Below are 16578 nucleotides of genomic sequence, written 5' to 3'. Positions count from 1 at the left end.
TCAGTACTTCCTCTCAAGCGGCGGGTAACGCAACTCGCCCGCCTCGTTCTTGGTGAACACCACGGGCTTCCAGCCCAGCTCGATGTGATCGGCCGGGTGCGACGAGTGGGGGTCGCCCGACAGGTACGCCATGGTGTGCTGCATGTACTTCTCGTCGTCGCGCGTGGGGAAGTCGTCGCGCATGTGACCGCCACGGCTCTCTTCGCGGTTCTGAGCCGAGTAGACGACGACCTCGGCGAGGTCGAGCAGGAAGCCCAGCTCGACCGCTTCGAGCAGGTCGGTGTTGAAGCGCTTGCCCTTGTCGTCGACGTGGATGTTCTTGTAGCGCTCGCGCAGGTCGGCGATCACGTCGAGCACCTTCGAGAGCGAGTCGTGGGTTCGGAACACCTGCGCGCCCTTGTCCATCTCGTCCTGCAGCGTCTTGCGCAGGACGGCGATGCGCTCGGTGCCGCTGTTGTTGCGAAGGCCCTCGATGAGTCCGCGCACCTCGGCGGCGGGGTCTTCGGGCAGGGGCACGAAGTCGGCCGTCTTGACGTACTCGACCGCGTTGCGTCCGGCGCGCTTGCCGAACACGTTGATGTCGAGCAGCGAGTTGGTGCCGAGGCGGTTCGAGCCGTGCACCGAGACGCAGGCGCACTCGCCGGCGGCGTAGAGGCCGGGCACGACGGTGTCGTTGTCGGCGAGCACCTCGGCCTTGATGTTGGTCGGGATGCCGCCCATCGCGTAGTGCGCGGTCGGCATGACGGGGACCGGCTCGACGACCGGGTCGACGCCCAGGTACGTGCGGGCGAACTCGGTGATGTCGGGGAGCTTGGTCTCGAGCACCTCGGCGCCCAGGTGGGTGCAGTCCAGCAGCACGTAGTCGCGGTGGGGACCGGCGCCGCGGCCCTCCGAGACCTCCTGCACCATGCAGCGCGCGACGATGTCGCGGGGCGCGAGGTCCTTGATGGTCGGGGCGTAGCGCTCCATGAAGCGCTCACCGCTGGCGTTGCGCAGGATCGCTCCCTCGCCGCGGGCGCCCTCGGTGAGCAGGATGCCGAGACCGGCGAGGCCGGTCGGGTGGAACTGGAAGAACTCCATGTCCTCGAGCGGCAGGCCCTTGCGCCAGACGATGCCGACGCCGTCACCGGTGAGGGTGTGCGCGTTGGACGTGGTCTTGAAGATCTTGCCGAAACCGCCGGTGGCGAAGACGACGGCCTTGGACTGGAAGACGTGCAGCTCGCCGGTGGCCAGGTCGTAGGCGACGACGCCGGCGACCTGGGTCGCGCCCGCCGCGTCCTTGACCGTGATCAGGTCGAGCACGTAGAACTCGTTGAAGAAGTTGATGCCGAGCTTGACGCAGTTCTGGAACAGCGTCTGAAGGATCATGTGGCCGGTGCGGTCGGCGGCGTAGCAGGCGCGGCGCACGGGCGTCTTGCCGTGGTCGGCGGTGTGACCGCCGAAGCGCCGCTGGTCGATCTTGCCCTCGGGCGTGCGGTTGAACGGCAGGCCCATGTTCTCGAGGTCGATGACGGCGTCGATGGCCTCTTTGGCGAGGATCTCGGCGGCATCCTGGTCGACCAGGTAGTCGCCGCCCTTGATGGTGTCGAAGGTGTGCCACTCCCAGGAGTCCTCTTCGACGTTCGCCAGCGCTGCGGCCATGCCGCCCTGTGCTGCGCCCGTGTGGGAGCGGGTGGGGTAGAGCTTCGAGATGACCGCGGTCTTCGCACCGGGTCCGGCCTCGATCGCCGCGCGCATGCCTGCGCCGCCGGCGCCGACGATGATGACGTCGAACTGGTGGTAGTGGACGCCGTCTTTGACGGTGGAGTCCGCGGTGGTCTGAGTGCTCACGTGTGCAATACCTCTGCTGTCGGTCGAAAGAAGGGATGCCGTCGGCTCACGCCGCCTGGCACACGTCCCACAGGGAGCTGCTCTCGGTCACGCCGAGGCAGGGGTCGAAGGTGAAGACCACGAGCGTGCCGAGCACGATCAGGAAGCCCGCCGACAGCCACAGCGACCACACGAGGATCTTGCGGACCGTGGCGTGGGTGACGTAGTCGTTGACGATCGTGCGCATGCCGTTGGCGCCGTGGATGAGGGCCAGCCACAGCATCAGGACGTCCCACCACTGCCAGAACGGCGAGGCGAGCTTGCCCGCGACGAACGCGAAGTCGATCTGGTGGATGCCGTCGCCCGTCATGAGGTTGACGAACAGGTGGCCGAAGATCAGGACGATCAGCAGCACGCCGGAGGCGCGCATGTAGAGCCAACCCCACTTCTCGAGGTTGGCGCCCTTCTTGCGCACACTGGGCGTGCGCGGAGCGGGGATCGTGGCGGCTTCTTGGGCGACGGACATCAGTGGCTCCCGGTGACGGCGCTGAAGACGTTGATCAGGTGGCGCGGCGTGAAGCCGAGCATCGTGACGACCCAGAGGCCGAGCACGCCCCACCACAGCTGGCGCTGGTGGCGCGTGGCCCAGGGCCAGAAGTCGACCAGGATGATGCGCAGGCCGTTGAAGGCGTGGTAGGCGATCGCACCGACGAGGGCGACCTCGCCGAGACCCATGATGGGGTTCTTGTACGTGCCGATCACCGCGTCGTACGCCTCGGGGGACACGCGGATGAGCGCCGTGTCGAGGATGTGCACGAGCAGGAAGAAGAAGATCGCCACACCGGTGATGCGGTGCAGAACCCACGACCACATGCCTTCGCGGCCGCGGTACAGCGTTCCGCGCGGCCTCTTCGAGGTGGTCGCTTTCACTGACGGCGTGGCACGTGCTGGTGCTGACACGGTCGTCCTCCCTGATCGAACACGAGGTGAGGCCGACACAGGCCTCGAGCGTCACACGGGCGCCATTGAATACTACGTCCGGGCTATGAACGGCGGGGATTAGGGGCGCCTAACACTCTCTCGATGTCGAGATATCTCCGGTGCTGCGCCGCGCGCCCGGACGAGACCTGCGCCCACCTCACCCGGGTGGCGCTGCGCACCGCTTCTCGGGGGTGCGGGCCCCCGACCGCTAGGGTCGGGGCCATGGCTGACCCCGCTATCGAAGACTTCTACGCCGTGATCCCCGCCGGAGGCATCGGCAGTCGCCTCTGGCCGCTCTCGCGCGCCGACGCACCCAAGTTCCTGCACGACCTCACCGGGTCGGGGCAGACGCTGTTGCGCGACACGTGGGACCGGCTCGCGCCGCTCGCCGGCGAGGACCGCATCGCCGTCGTGACGGGCCGCGCCCACCGCGCCGCCGTCGAGCGGGAGCTCCCGGGCGTCCCCGACCACAACGTGTTCCTCGAGTCGGAGCCCCGCGACTCGTCGGCCGCCATCGGCCTCGCCGCCGCGATCCTCGTGCGCCGCGAACCCGACGTCATCATCGGATCGTTCGCCGCCGACCACGTCATCCGCCAGACCCGGCAGTTCGAGTTCGCCGTGCGCCAGGCCGTCGCCGTCGCGCGCGAGGGGTACATCTGCACCATCGGCATCCAGCCCAGCGAGGCCTCGGTGGGCTTCGGCTACATCAAGCAGGCCGGTGAGCTCATCGTCGACGGCGCCCCCGAGGCCTACATGGTGGAACGCTTCGTCGAGAAGCCCGACCTCGACACGGCGAAGCAGTACTTCGAAGACCGCGCGTACCTCTGGAACGCCGGCATGTTCATCACCCGCGCCGACGTGCTGCTGGCGGAGCTCGCCGTCAACGAGCCCGAACTGCACGCGTCGTTGATCGAACTCGCCGACGCCTGGGACGACCGCGATCGCCGGGGTCCCGCGGTCGACCGCCTGTGGCCGAGCCTGAAGAAGATCGCCATCGACTACTCGGTCGCCGAGCCGGCCGCCGAAAAGGGGCGCCTCGCCGTGATCCCCGGCCACTTCGACTGGGACGACGTGGGCGACTTCGCCAGCCTGTCCAAGCTCAACTCGCACGGTGGCCGCAACGAGCTCGCCATCCTCGGTGAGGACGCCCGCGTGCTCTCCGACGCCTCGAGCGGCATCGTCGTCTCGCAGACCAAGCGCGTGATCAGCCTCATCGGCGTGCGCGACATCGTCGTCGTCGACACCCCCGACGCCCTCCTGGTCACCACCAGCGAGAACGCGCAGCGGGTCAAGGGCGTCGTCGACGCCCTCAAGCTCACGGGCCGCGGCGACGTGCTCTGAAACCGGATGCCACTGCTCGTGGCATCCGGTTCCGGTCCCCGTTGCTCGTGTGGCGGTCGCGTGACGCGAGATTGCGTCTTTGTAACCATTGGCGCGCACGGCGGCTCCCGGTGCGTGGGCACGACGACACAGTAGGTAACGTGACGGGATCGTCCCCCGAACCCGTTGGGGGCATCCGTCTTGGAGGACCATTCGTGAAGACCACGAAGAAGGCCGTCGTCAGCGGCCTCGCCATGATCGGCGCTGCCGTGCTGCTCGCCGGTTGCGGCGCAGCGCCCGAGAGCAACGGCGCGTCGGGCGGTGCCGGTTCCGGCGCCAGCGACTACCTGCCCTGCATGGTGTCGGACGCCGGCGGCTTCGACGACAAGTCGTTCAACCAGCTCGGTAAAGAGGGCGTCGACGCGGCCGCCACCGAGCTCGGCTCGAAGACCCCCATCGAGGTCGAGTCGCAGGCCGAGACCGACTACGCGTCCAACCTGCAGAACCTGGTCGACCAGGGGTGCAACACGATCGTCACGGTCGGCTTCCTCCTCGCCCCCGCGGCGCTCGAGTCGGCGAAGGCCAACCCCGACCTGCAGTACGTCTCGATCGACGACACCGTCGACAGCGACTTCGACGGCCAGACCGACGCGCCCAACATCAAGCCGATCATCTTCGACACCGCGCAGGCGGCCTACCTCGCCGGTTACCTCGCGGCGGGCACCTCGAAGACCGGCGTCGTCGGCACCTTCGGTGGCCTCAACATCCCGACCGTGAGCATCTTCATGGACGGCTTCGCCCAGGGCGTCGACAAGTACAACACCGACAACGGCACCAGCGTCCGCGTCGTCGGCTGGGACCGCGCCGCCCAGGACGGCTCGTTCACCGGTGGCTTCGAGGCGAACGACACCGCTCGCCAGACCGCGCAGGCGATCATCGACCAGAACGTCGACGTGCTCCTGCCCGTCGGCGGCCCGATCTACCAGTCGGCTGCCGTCGCCATCCGCGACGCCGGTCGCGAGATCGCCCTGGTCGGCGTCGACGCCGACGTGTACGAGACCGACCCCACCGTCGGCGACCTGCTGCTGACCTCGATCCTCAAGGGCATCGACGTCGGTACGAAGGACGCCATCGTCGCCGCCGGCAACGGCTCGTTCGACGCGGCTCCGTTCGTCGGCACGCTCGAGAACGAGGGCGTGGGCATCGCGGACTACCACGACTGGTCCGACCGGGTCCCCGCCGACCTCACGACCAAGATCGACGACCTCAAGGCCCAGATCGTCGACGGTTCGATCACCGTCGAGTCGTACCTCGCCGGCTGAGATCACGTACTGTCTCGGGGAGGCCGGCGCATGCCGGCCTCCCCTCCCTTTATGGCCGCAGTGACGGCCGCCCCCTGCTCGGGTCGCGCGCGACGCGGCCCTCCTGTCGAACGCCTGCGTCGCGCGGCGTCGAGAACTTAGGATCGGGAACATGAAGCTCGAACTCCGCGGGATCACGAAAACCTTCGGGTCCCTCGTGGCGAACGACCACATCGACCTCACTGTCGAGGCCGGAGAGATCCACTGCCTGCTCGGTGAGAACGGCGCCGGCAAGTCCACCCTGATGAACGTCCTCTACGGCCTCTACCAGGCCGACGGCGGAGAGATCCTGCTCGACGACGCCGTCCAGCACTTCTCCGGCCCCGGCGACGCGATGCGCGCCGGCATCGGCATGGTGCACCAGCACTTCATGCTCGTCCCCGTCTTCACCGTGGCCGAGAACGTCATGCTCGGGCACGAGCCGACGAAAGCCGGCGGTCGCCTCGACATCGCGGCCGCGCGCGCCAAGGTGAAGGAGATTTCCGACCGCTTCGGGTTCGACGTCGATCCCGATGCTCTCGTCGACGACCTGCCGGTCGGCGTGCAGCAGCGCGTCGAGATCGTCAAGGCGCTCTCGCGCGACGCGAAGGTGCTCGTGTTCGATGAGCCCACCGCCGTGCTCACGCCGCAAGAGACCGACGAACTCATGTCGATCATGCGGCAGCTCAAGGCCGCGGGCACCTCGATCGTCTTCATCACCCACAAGCTGCGTGAGGTCCGCGAGGTCGCGGATCGCATCACCGTCATCCGCCTGGGCAAGGTGGTCGGCGAGGCCGAACCCACCGCCTCCAACGCCGAACTCGCCTCGCTCATGGTCGGCCGCGCGGTCGAGCTCACCGTGCAGAAGGACGCGCCCACCCTCGGCGAGGTCGGGCTGTCGGTGAAGGGCCTGACCGTGGTCGACGCGATCGGACAGGTCGTCGTCAACGACGTGAGCTTCGAGGTGCGCCGCGGCGAGGTCCTCGCCATCGCGGGCGTGCAGGGCAACGGCCAGACCGAGCTCACCGAGGCACTCGTCGGGCTGCAGGACCGGGTCGAAGGCTCCATCACGCTCGACGGCAAAGAACTCGCCGGTTCGACCGTCCGCGCGGTGCTCGATGCCGGTGTCGGCTTCGTCCCCGAGGACCGCAAAGAAGACGGCCTCGTGGGGGAGTTCTCGATCGCCGAGAACCTCATGCTCGATCGTGCCGACGGAGCCCCCTTCGTCAAGGGGGGAGCGCTGCAGCTGTCGACGCTGGCGGGCTTCGCCCGCGAGAAGGTGGCGGAGTTCGATGTGCGCACGCCCTCGATCGAGACGCCCGTCGGAAAGCTGTCCGGCGGAAACCAGCAGAAGGTCGTCCTCGCTCGCGAGCTCAGCCGCGAACTGCGACTGTTCGTGGCGGCACAGCCCACCCGCGGCGTCGACGTGGGCTCGATCGAGTTCATCCACAAGCGCATCATCGAGACGCGCGACACGGGCGTGCCGGTGATCGTGGTCTCCACCGAGCTCGACGAGGTGACCGCGCTCGCTGATCGGATCATGGTCATGTATCGGGGCCGCGTGGTCGGCATCGTGCCCGGCGACACCACCCGCGACGTGCTGGGCCTGATGATGGCCGGCGAAACACCCCAGAACGAAGGAGTCGCGGCGTGAGCGATCCGCATAGCCCGCACGACCCGAATGCCACGCACGCGGACCGCGCCGCCGAGGTCGCCGATCAGACCTCCGCCGGTGCTGCCCTCGAGGGCGCTGCCGAGGTCGACTCGGCCGCCGGCGCGCGCGTGGTCGCCCCCGAGCCCGCCACCGAAGAGAACCGTTGGCGCCGCGCGTTGCGCGAGGTCGCCACCGGCAACGCCATCATCTCGGTCCTCGCCGTCATCCTCGCCCTCCTCGTCGGAGCGGTGATGATCGCGGCGACCGACGAGAACGTCCAGGCGTCCGCTGTCTACTTCTTCGCGCGCCCGGGCGACACCCTCGTCGCGATCTGGCAGTCCGTGTCGGGTGCCTACGCGTCGTTCTTCCAGGGCGCGATCTACAACTTCCGCCGCCCCGAGTTCGCGACCGGGATCCGTCCTCTGACCGAGACCCTGACCTTCGCGACGCCGCTCATCGCCGCGGGCCTCGGCGTCGCGCTCGCGTTCCGCGTCGGCATGTTCAACATCGGTGGTCGGGGACAGATGCTCGTGGCCGCGGCGGCCGGCGGCTACGTCGCGTTCGCCTTCGACCTCCCCTGGGGCCTGCACGCGCTCGTCGCGCTCGTCGCGGGCGTCGTAGCGGGTGCCCTGTGGGCCGGAATCGCGGGGCTCCTCAAGGCCCGCACCGGAGCGCACGAGGTGATCGTCACGATCATGCTCAACTACGTCGCGTTCTACCTCGTCTACTACCTGCTGCGCACCCCCGGCCTGCTGCAGGCTCCGGGATCCAGCAACCCCACCACGCCGGCCATGAAAGAGACCGCGGTCTTCCCCGACCTGTTCGGCCCCGCGTACAACCTGCACTTCGGGTTCCTCCTCTCCCTCGCCGCCGTCGTCCTGGTGTGGTGGATCCTCGAGCGCTCGTCGCTGGGCTTCCGTTTCCGCGCGGTCGGGCTCAACCCGAACGCCGCGCGCGTGGCCGGCATCAACGTCAAGTCGATGTACGTGGTCGCGATGCTGATCTCCGGCGGCCTCATCGGCCTCGCCGGCGTGGACCAGGTGCTCGGCACCGTGACGACGGGCTTCTCGAGCGGCATCGACGCCGGCATCGGGTTCGACGCCATCACGGTGGCCCTGCTGGGCCGATCCACTCCGGTCGGCGTGCTCGTCGCCGGCATCCTGTTCGGCGCGTTCAAGGCCGGCGGCTTCGCCATGCAGGCCGCGAACGGTGTGCCGATCGACATCGTGCTCGTCGTGCAGTCCCTCATCGTGCTGTTCATCGCCGCACCCCCGCTCGTGCGCGCCATCTTCCGTCTGCCCGCGCCCGGTGCGCGCGCGTCGAAGACCCGCGCCGCCAAGAAGAAGGAGGCGGTCAAGTGAGCACCACCGCACAGCACCACGGGGTGTCACCGCAGCCGGAGGCGCTCGACACGGCCGTCGTCATCAGCTGGAAGGCGCCGATCGTCTACGGCGTCATCACCGTGCTCGCCGCGGTGCTCTTCGTCGTGGCCCGCCAGGACGGCGACGCGGTGTTCCGCATCTCGAGCCCGGGGGAGTTCCTGCAACTGCCCGAGGTGGTGCTCGGAGGGGTCGTGACCGGCGCCGTCTGCACCGTCCTGCTCGCGCTCGTCACCGTCGCCAGCGTCCTGCTGGTGCGCGCGCACCGTCGGCCGCCGCTGTGGCTGGCCGTCATCTTCGCGCTGGTCTTCATGGTCGGCTTCCTCACCTGGGCCGCCGCCGGAGCCACCACCTCGGTGATCCCATTGACGGGCCTGCTCGCCGGTGGCCTCAGCCTGTCGGTCCCGCTGATCTTCGGGGCGATGGCCGGTGTCCTGAGCGAGCGCGTGGGCGTGGTGAACATCGCGATCGAGGGCCAGCTCCTCGCGGGCGCGTTCACCTCGGCGATCGTCGCCACCGCGACCGGAAACCCGTTCATCGGGCTGCTCGCGGCCGGCGTCTCGGGCGTGCTCGTGTCGTTCGTGCTCGCGGCGTTCGCGATCAAGTACTTCGTCGACCAGGTGATCGTCGGTGTCGTCTTGAACGTGCTCGTGGTGGGGCTCACGAGCTTCCTCTTCTCTCAGCTCCTCGCCCCGAACGCGGCGACGTTGAACGCGCCGCCGCGCTTCCCGCGCCTGCCGATCCCGTTCCTCGCCGACATCCCCCTCCTCGGGCCGATGCTGTTCAACCAGACGATCATCGTGTACCTGATGTACGTCACGGTGGCGCTGGTGTACGTGGGCCTCTTCCACACGCGCTGGGGTCTGCGTCTGCGCGCGGTCGGCGAGCACCCGCAAGCCGCCGACACGGTGGGCATCAACATCGCCAAGACCCGCTTCTGGAATGTGGCGCTGGGCGGCGCGATCGCGGGCGTCGGTGGCGCGTTCTTCACGCTCGGTTCGGTCGGAGCCTTCAACAAAGAGATGACGGCCGGTGCCGGGTACATCGCTCTGGCGGCGGTCATCTTCGGCCAGTGGGACCCGATCCGAGCGACGCTGGCGGCCCTGCTGTTCGGCTTCGCCTCGAACCTGCAGAACACTCTCGGCGTCATCGGGTCGCCCGTGCCGAGCGAGTTCATGCTGATGCTGCCGTACGTCGTGACGATCTTCGCCGTCGCCGGTCTCGTCGGGAAGGTCCGCGGCCCCGCGGCCGCCGGCAAACCGTATATCAAGGGCTGAACCCGCCCACTTCGCCTTCACGAGAGGACCCTGCACTCCACGATGACCGACATCGACTGGGATGAGTTGCGCTCCGCCGCGACCGACGCCATGCACCGCGCCTACGCGCCCTACTCCCGCTTCAAGGTGGGCGCCGCGGCGCTCGTCGCCGACGGCCGCATCGTCTCGGGATGCAACGTCGAGAACGCCTCGTACGGGGTGACGCTGTGCGCCGAGTGCGGGCTCGTCTCCGAACTGCACATGAGCGGTGGCGGCCAGCTCGTCGCGTTCGTGTGCGTCGACGGCGAGGGCCGCACGCTCATGCCGTGCGGTCGCTGCCGCCAGCTGCTGTTCGAGCACGCCATCCCCGGGATGCTGCTCGAGACCGTCAGCGGCATCCGCACGATCGACGAAGTGCTGCCCGACGCCTTCGGACCCCGCGAGCTCGAGGAGGCGGCACGATGACCACCGTTCACCCGCACGACGCGGTCGAAGTCATCCGCACCAAGCGCGACGGCGGCGCGATCTCGGAGTCCGCGTTGCGCTGGCTCATCGAGCACTACACCAAGGGCTACGTCTCCGACGCGCAGATGGCCTCGTTCGCCATGGCCGTGCTGCTGCGGGGGATGGAACGCGACGAGATCCGCGTGATGACCGATGCCATGATCGCCTCGGGCGAGCGCATGGACTTCTCATCGCTCGGCAAGCCGACGGTCGACAAGCACTCCACGGGCGGGGTCGGCGACAAGATCACGCTTCCGCTGGCGCCCCTCGTGGCCGCGTTCGGCGTCGCCGTGCCGCAGCTCTCGGGTCGCGGCCTCGGGCACACCGGCGGCACGCTCGACAAGCTCGAGTCGATCCCCGGCTGGCGCGCAGCGCTGTCGAACGACGAGATCATGGCGCAGCTCGCCGACGTCGGCGCGGTCATCTGCGCCGCGGGCACCGGGCTCGCCCCGGCCGACAAGAAGCTCTACGCCCTCCGCGACGTCACCGGAACGGTTGAGGCGATCCCGCTGATCGCGTCGAGCATCATGTCGAAGAAGATCGCCGAGGGCACCGACTCGCTCGTGCTCGACGTGAAGTTCGGCTCCGGCGCCTTCATGCAGGACATCGACCGCGCACGCGAGCTGGCCCGCACCATGGTGGCCCTGGGCACCGATTCCGGCGTCAACACCACCGCGCTCCTCACCGACATGAACACCCCGCTCGGCCTCGCCATCGGCAACGCCAACGAAGTGCGCGAATCGGTCGAGGTGCTCGCCGGCGGCGGCCCCGCCGACGTCGTGGAGCTCACGGTTTCGCTCGCCCGCGAGATGCTGACGCTCGCCGGCCAGCCCGACGCCGACGTCGAGGCGGCGTTGAACGACGGCCGCGCGATGGACGTCTGGAAGCGCATGATCCGCGCGCAGGACGGCGATCCGGATGCCGCCCTGCCCACGCCCCGCGAGACCCACACGGTCGTCGCCGACCGCTCGGGCATCGTCACGCGCATCGAGGCGTTGCCGTTCGGAATCGGCGCCTGGCGCCTGGGCGCCGGTCGCGCCCGTGCCGAAGACGCGGTCGTGCACGCCGCGGGCATCGACCTGCACGTCGCCGTCGGCCAGCCGATCACGGCCGGTCAGCCCCTGTTCACGCTGTCGGCCGATGACGGGGCCCGCTTCGAGCGGGCACTCGCCTCGGTCGATGGAGCGTGGGAGATCGGCGACACGGCGCCTGCGGCATCCCCGCTCGTGCGCGAGCGCATCACCGCGTGATGGCATCCGACCGAAGGAGCAGCACCATGGCCACCGACGACGTGCGCATCGAGGGTGTGAAGGTGCAGAGCCTGCCCAAGGTGTCGCTGCACGATCACCTCGACGGGGGACTGCGCCCGCAGACCGTCCTCGAACTGGCCGATGAGATCGACCTCGACCTCCCCGCCGACGACGCGAAGGGCCTCGAGGCCTGGTTCTCGGACCACATCGACGGCGGATCGCTCGAGGACTACCTCGAGAAGTTCTCGGCGACGGTCGGGGTGATGCAGACCCGCGAGGGTCTCGTGCGCACCGCGAAGGAGTTCGTCGAGGATCTCGCCGCCGACGGCGTCGTCTACGGCGAGGTGCGGTGGGCGCCGGAACAGCACCTCACCCGCGGTCTCAGCCTCGACGACGTCGTGGATGCGGTGCAGGAGGGCATCGAAGCGGGGGAAGACGCCGCCGACGCCCGCGGACAGGACATCCGCGTGGGTCAGCTGCTCACGGCGCTGCGCCACAACGACAACTCCCGAGACATCGCCGAACTCGCCGTCTCGTGGCGCGGTCGTGGCGTCGTCGGCTTCGACATCGCCGGTCCCGAAGACGGGTTCCTGCCGTCGCGTCACCGCGAGGCGTTCGACTATCTGGCCGAGCAGTTCTTCCCCACCACGGTGCACGCCGGTGAGGGGGCGGGGCTGGCATCCATTCGTTCCGCACTCATCGACGGACGCGCCTTGCGCCTCGGCCACGGTGTGCGCATCGCCAACGACCTCGACGTCGTCTCGCGCGAGGGCGAAGAGGTGCAGGTCACCTTCGGCGACCTGGCGCGCTGGGTGCGCGACCGCGAGATCACGCTCGAACTGTCGCCGACCTCGAACCTGCAGAGCGGCGCCGTGACGGCCTGGGGCGACACGATGGACGCCCACCCGTTCGACCTGCTGTACCAGCTCGACTTCTCGGTGACGGTGAACGTCGACAACCGCCTCATGAGCGCGACGACGCTCACCCGTGAGCTGGGACTGCTGGCCCAGGCGTTCGACTACGACCTGGGTGACCTCGAGGCGTTCCAGCTCAACGCCGCCGCCGGCGCGTTCCTGCCGGTGGAGGAGCGCGAGGAGCTCATCGAGATCATCTCGGAGGGCTTCCAGCCCTGACCCGACCTCGGGCGCGCGTCGATGCCGGCGTGCGCCCGTCGTCGTTCCCGGGCCCGTTGGCAGGCGCTCGGGACCGTGTGTCGGGCCAAACTCCTGATTTTTTCGCGCGCGAGGCCTGAATTTCCGCCACGGCGGCCCGGTGGCGCCGATTCCTCAGGAGTTTGGCCCGGGGTCGTCCCGGGACTGATCCGGCGTGTCCGGGCGCGCCGCCGGGCCGCGGGGGTCGCACTCGCCCCCGCGCCCGCGGCATCTGCGGGCCGAACTCCTGAGTTTCTGCCGGTGTGGCCGATCCCACGCCGTCGTGCGGCGCGGATGGCGAGGTTTCTCAGGAGTTCGGCCCGGGCGCGCCGCCGACGAGGATGCGCTCGAGCGCGGATCGGACCCGCTCCGGGTGATAAAGAACGTCTTCCGCGAGCAGGCGGATGGTCGTGTAGCCGCGCTCGAGGGCGGCCAGATCCCGCCGCCTGTCGTTCTTGTGCACCTCCCAGGTGCCGTGGAACTGCGCGCTGTCGCACTCGACGATGAGCCACCCGTCGACGAGGAGGTCGACGCGCCCCACCCCGTCGATCCGGACCTGCAGGTCGACGCGGCCGCCCAGGCTTCTCAGCAGCAGTCGCACGAGGGTTTCGGTCCCCGCTTCGCTTCGTCGGTCGAGCAGCCCGCGCAGTACGCGATACCGTTCCGGCAGCCTCGCGAAGACCTCCCCGATCCCCGCCTCGTCGACCAGGCCGAGATGCCAGGCGCTGTCGAGCGTGGCGACAGCCGATCGAGGTGCCTGACATCGCACCGCCCGAGCGAGCGCCTCGACGACGTCGACGACGGCGCTGTCGCGGGGCGACGCCGACGGCCGCCAGTGATAGCGGACGTCGCGCGGTGCGACCGGTCTGCGGCTGGCGAGCGGGTCCTGCTGTACGTGCAGTCCCGAGCGATGGTGCACGAAGACGCCGAGCAGCGCGAGCAGACTGACGCAGTCGAGCCTTCCGCCCCCGCGGGCCGCCTCGACGACGTCGGGGTGGGCACCGGCGACGAGGAACTTCCCTTGGCGCACGCGCAGGAGACTCCCGTCCTCGACCGCGCGAGCGAGGGCGCGCCTCGAGAGCCCCTCGCCGCGCAGGGCGTGAGTGGTCCAGACGACGGGGTGTGGCTGTTCGAGCCGCGAAAGGATGGATGCCACCGGCCCACCCTCGCGGCTTCTCGCAGACGCCGGGACGACAGCCAGCCGATCTGTGAGGGGGCTCCCCGTGCCGACCGGCTGTGGAGGAGGCGTGGGTGCCCGCCGCGGCCCGTGCCGAACTCCTGACTTCCTCCCCGTCTCACGTCCGGTGGCGCGGTAGAAGCCGTCGGGCCGCCGACTTCTCAGGAGTTTGGCCCGGTACGCGCGCGGCGCCGGGCCACGCGCGGCGCCAGGCCACGCGCGGCGTCGGGCCACGCGCGGCGGGGAACCAGCGCGCGGCGGGGCCGCGGCTCAGGGCCGAGGAAGGAAGCCGGCCAGCTGCTCGGCGATCACCCGGTCGACGTCGGCGGGATCAGCCGTGGGCGTGCCATCGCCCGGCTGGGGGCCGTACGCGCCGAACGAGGCATGCGATGCGCCGGGGATCTCGACGAACGTGGCGTTCGCGGGGAGCTCCTTCTCGGCATCCGCGATCTTCTGCGGGGTGCTCAGACCGTCTTCCGATCCCGAGAGGCTGAGGACGGGGAGTCCGGATGCCGTGAGGTCGTTCGCGCAGTACGAGGCGAAGAGCACGAGTGCGTCGGCGTCGGGTGCCAGCTGACAGGCACGGACACCGCCGAGGGAATGGCCGCCGACCGCCCAGGTCGACACCCCCGGGGCGAGGTCGGTGAAGGTCGACAGCGGCCGCGGGTCGAAGAACGCGAGGTTCAGCCACGGCCGGGTGATGACGACGGTGATGCCGTCGTCGACGACGGTGTCGGCGAACGTGGCGATATATCCCTCGGCCTCGACCTTGGCGCCCGGGATGAAGACCAGCCCCTGGCCCGTGCCGCCGGCGGTGGGCGAGAGCACGATCCCCGCACCGTCGTCGGTGATCGTCAGCGCGGGGTCCGCCTCGGTCTCGGCGAGGGGGCCGGGCTCGGCGCCCATGACGCCGACCTGGGTGTAGATCAGGATCCCGGCGATCAGCAGCACCACGAGAGCGCCGATGCCGCCGAGGGCCCAGCGCAGAACACGACGACGCCGGCGGGGCGCTCGGGGCGCTCCGCCGGCGTCGGACGGGGTGGTGTCGGTCACCTCACGAGCGTAACGCTGCGTGTCGTGAGGAGACCGGGGTTGTCACGCGGCCAGGGCTGCCTGCCGTGCGGCGACGATCTCGACGATCCGGGCGTGCAGCGGGTGCTCGGGAGTGAGCCCCGTCACCTCTGCCGTGAAGGCCTCGGCGTCGAGCTCGCGCAGCAGACGCTGCAGGTCGACGGCCTGGGTGTCCTCGGTATCCGAGAAGTCGAGGGCGGCGGACATGGCCGCGACCAGCGCGTCGACCGGGAGACCCCGCTCGATCGCCTCGGCGGCGGGCCCGACGAAGCGCTCGTGCCGCGAGAGCTTGCGCAGCGGCTGGCGACCCACCCGCCAGACGGTGTCGGGAAGGGCCGCGTTGCGGAAGCGGCGCAGGATCGTCGCGCGGTACTCGCCCTGCACGTCGGGGTCGAGCTCGTGCTTCTGGACCAGCAGGGCGCTGGTCTCTTCCAGCGCGGCCTCGACCCGTGCCGAGATCGCAGGGTCTGCCAGCGCGTCGGAGATGCGGTCGATGCCGGCGCGCGCGCCGAAGTACGCCGTCGTGGCGTGGCCCGTGTTCACCGTGAAGAGCTTGCGCTCGATGTAGGGCTCGAGGTCGTCGACGAAGTGCGCACCGGGGATGTGCGGAGGGGTGTCGCCGAAGGGCCCGCGCTCGATCGCCCACTCGTAGAACGGCTCGACGGTGACGTCGACACCGCCCTGCGCCTGGGCGGGAACGATGCGGTCGACCGCCGTGTTGGCGAACACCGCGCGGGCGGCCAGGGCGTCCCACGATTCGCCGGCCAGCTCGACGATGTGCTCGCGTAGCTGGTCGGTCGCGCCGATCGCGTTCTCGCACGCCATGATCTGCAGCGGGGCGAGCGAGGGGTCGCGCAGCGCGAGCCCCGCGACAATGTGCGGAGCCACGAACTTCAAGATGGTGGGACCGACGGCGGTGGTGACCACGTCGGCCGTGGCGATCTCGTCGACGAGGGACTCGGCATCCACCGAGCTGTCGATGGCACGGAAACCGGTGACCGTCTTGTCGACGCCGCCGTCTCCCACCTCGTGGACGGTGTACGACGAGGCGTCGTTGATGGCCGCGACCAGAGCCGCCGAGACGTCGGAGAAGACGAGCTCGTAGCCGCCCTCGTGCAGCAGCAGTCCGACGAAGCCGCGACCGATGTTGCCCGCGCCGAAGTGGACGGCCTTCATGCGTTGACGGACCCGGACAGGGCCTGGAAGAGCTCCTCGGGCGAGGAAGCCGCCTTCAGACGCGCGACGTCATCGTCCTCGGAGAAGAGGATGGCGATCTGCGACAGGATCTCGAGGTGCTCGTCGCCCTTGCCGGCGATGCCGATGACGAAGCTGACGGGCTCTCCGCCCCAGTCGACGCCGCCGTCGTAGCGCACGACCGACAGACCCGACTCGAGGATGGCCTGCTTGGTCTCGTTGGTGCCGTGGGGGATGGCGAGCTCGTTGCCCATGTAGGTCGAGACGGTCTCTTCGCGCTGCTGCATGGCGGCGAAGTACTCGCCCGTGACCGAGCCCGTGGCCTGCAGCAGGTCGGCCGCCTCTTTCATCGCCTCCTCGCGGGTGGCGCTCCCGGGGTGGATGCGGACGGATTCGATGCGGAGGACGTCGTGTGACATGGTTCTCGCCTTTCTCGTCGTGCTGTCCAGCCTCGCAAAGATCGGGCCGGACGGGAAGGCGGAGGGGCCGGCG

General features: G+C 69.5%; 15 protein-coding genes. 8 read left to right on the top strand and 7 right to left on the bottom strand.

The window, feature by feature from the left end; genetic code table 11:
• From sdhA to sdhC, 3 genes are read right to left on the bottom strand one after another with little or no spacing between them, the layout of a single operon-like run.
• A complete protein-coding gene (gene sdhA / locus IFU40_RS11005; protein WP_055834358.1) occupies window positions 1-1830 on the bottom strand; it encodes a succinate dehydrogenase flavoprotein subunit in 1830 nt (609 codons plus the stop codon).
• A 46-nt stretch (window positions 1831-1876) separates the two neighbouring features.
• Window positions 1877-2335, bottom strand: a complete 459-nt coding sequence (locus tag IFU40_RS11000; protein WP_055834361.1) for a succinate dehydrogenase hydrophobic membrane anchor subunit — start codon at window positions 2333-2335, stop codon at window positions 1877-1879.
• Window positions 2335-2769 (bottom strand): succinate dehydrogenase, cytochrome b556 subunit, encoded by a 435-nt coding sequence (sdhC, locus tag IFU40_RS10995; RefSeq protein ID WP_082509292.1) that lies wholly within the window; start codon window positions 2767-2769, stop codon window positions 2335-2337. The genes IFU40_RS11000 and sdhC overlap by 1 nt, the downstream gene beginning before the upstream one ends.
• A 243-nt stretch (window positions 2770-3012) precedes the next feature.
• Between sdhC and IFU40_RS10990 the strand changes: the two genes are divergently transcribed.
• From IFU40_RS10990 to IFU40_RS10955, 8 genes are all read left to right on the top strand, one after another.
• A complete protein-coding gene (locus IFU40_RS10990; RefSeq protein WP_055834364.1) occupies window positions 3013-4131 on the top strand; it encodes a mannose-1-phosphate guanylyltransferase in 1119 nt (372 codons plus the stop codon).
• A 233-nt stretch (window positions 4132-4364) separates the two neighbouring features.
• Window positions 4365-5432 (top strand): BMP family lipoprotein, encoded by a 1068-nt coding sequence (locus IFU40_RS10985; RefSeq protein ID WP_055835885.1) that lies wholly within the window; start codon window positions 4365-4367, stop codon window positions 5430-5432.
• Between the two features lie 151 nt (window positions 5433-5583).
• Window positions 5584-7104: an ABC transporter ATP-binding protein gene (locus IFU40_RS10980; protein WP_191926331.1), complete on the top strand. Its 1521-nt coding sequence runs from the start codon at window positions 5584-5586 to the stop codon at window positions 7102-7104.
• Window positions 7101-8465 (top strand): ABC transporter permease, encoded by a 1365-nt coding sequence (locus IFU40_RS10975; protein ID WP_191926330.1) that lies wholly within the window; start codon window positions 7101-7103, stop codon window positions 8463-8465. Before IFU40_RS10980 ends, IFU40_RS10975 begins: the two co-directional genes overlap by 4 nt.
• Window positions 8462-9760: an ABC transporter permease gene (locus IFU40_RS10970; protein ID WP_083285708.1), complete on the top strand. Its 1299-nt coding sequence runs from the start codon at window positions 8462-8464 to the stop codon at window positions 9758-9760. The genes IFU40_RS10975 and IFU40_RS10970 overlap by 4 nt, the downstream gene beginning before the upstream one ends.
• A 42-nt stretch (window positions 9761-9802) precedes the next feature.
• The gene (locus IFU40_RS10965) at window positions 9803-10204 is read left to right on the top strand and encodes a cytidine deaminase (RefSeq protein WP_055834370.1); all 402 of its coding nucleotides are present in this window, start codon (window positions 9803-9805) and stop codon (window positions 10202-10204) included.
• On the top strand, window positions 10201-11493 hold the full coding sequence (locus IFU40_RS10960) for a thymidine phosphorylase (RefSeq protein ID WP_070408405.1): 1293 nt from the start codon (window positions 10201-10203) through the stop codon (window positions 11491-11493). Before IFU40_RS10965 ends, IFU40_RS10960 begins: the two co-directional genes overlap by 4 nt.
• Before the next feature lie 26 nt (window positions 11494-11519).
• Window positions 11520-12626, top strand: a complete 1107-nt coding sequence (locus IFU40_RS10955; RefSeq protein ID WP_055834376.1) for an adenosine deaminase — start codon at window positions 11520-11522, stop codon at window positions 12624-12626.
• 325 nt (window positions 12627-12951) lie between these two features.
• Here IFU40_RS10955 and IFU40_RS10950 read toward each other — a convergent pair whose 3' ends face one another.
• From IFU40_RS10950 to IFU40_RS10935, 4 genes are all read right to left on the bottom strand, one after another.
• Entirely contained in the window at window positions 12952-13800 is an 849-nt protein-coding gene (locus tag IFU40_RS10950) for an endonuclease domain-containing protein (RefSeq protein ID WP_342343513.1), read from the bottom strand.
• 291 nt (window positions 13801-14091) lie between these two features.
• Window positions 14092-14874 carry an alpha/beta hydrolase gene (locus IFU40_RS10945; RefSeq protein ID WP_191926329.1) on the bottom strand — a complete coding sequence of 261 codons (783 nt, stop codon included), beginning with the start codon at window positions 14872-14874 and terminating at the stop codon, window positions 14092-14094.
• 42 nt (window positions 14875-14916) lie between these two features.
• Window positions 14917-16068, bottom strand: a complete 1152-nt coding sequence (locus IFU40_RS10940) for a mannitol-1-phosphate 5-dehydrogenase (RefSeq protein WP_191926328.1) — start codon at window positions 16066-16068, stop codon at window positions 14917-14919.
• A complete protein-coding gene (locus IFU40_RS10935) occupies window positions 16065-16505 on the bottom strand; it encodes a PTS sugar transporter subunit IIA (protein ID WP_055834388.1) in 441 nt (146 codons plus the stop codon). The genes IFU40_RS10940 and IFU40_RS10935 overlap by 4 nt, the downstream gene beginning before the upstream one ends.
• Window positions 16506-16578: the final 73 nt, after the last annotated feature.

Source organism: Microbacterium sp. CFBP 13617 (genome assembly GCF_014839445.1).
Classification (GTDB): domain Bacteria; phylum Actinomycetota; class Actinomycetes; order Actinomycetales; family Microbacteriaceae; genus Microbacterium.
This window is presented reverse-complemented; position numbering and strand designations above follow the sequence as displayed.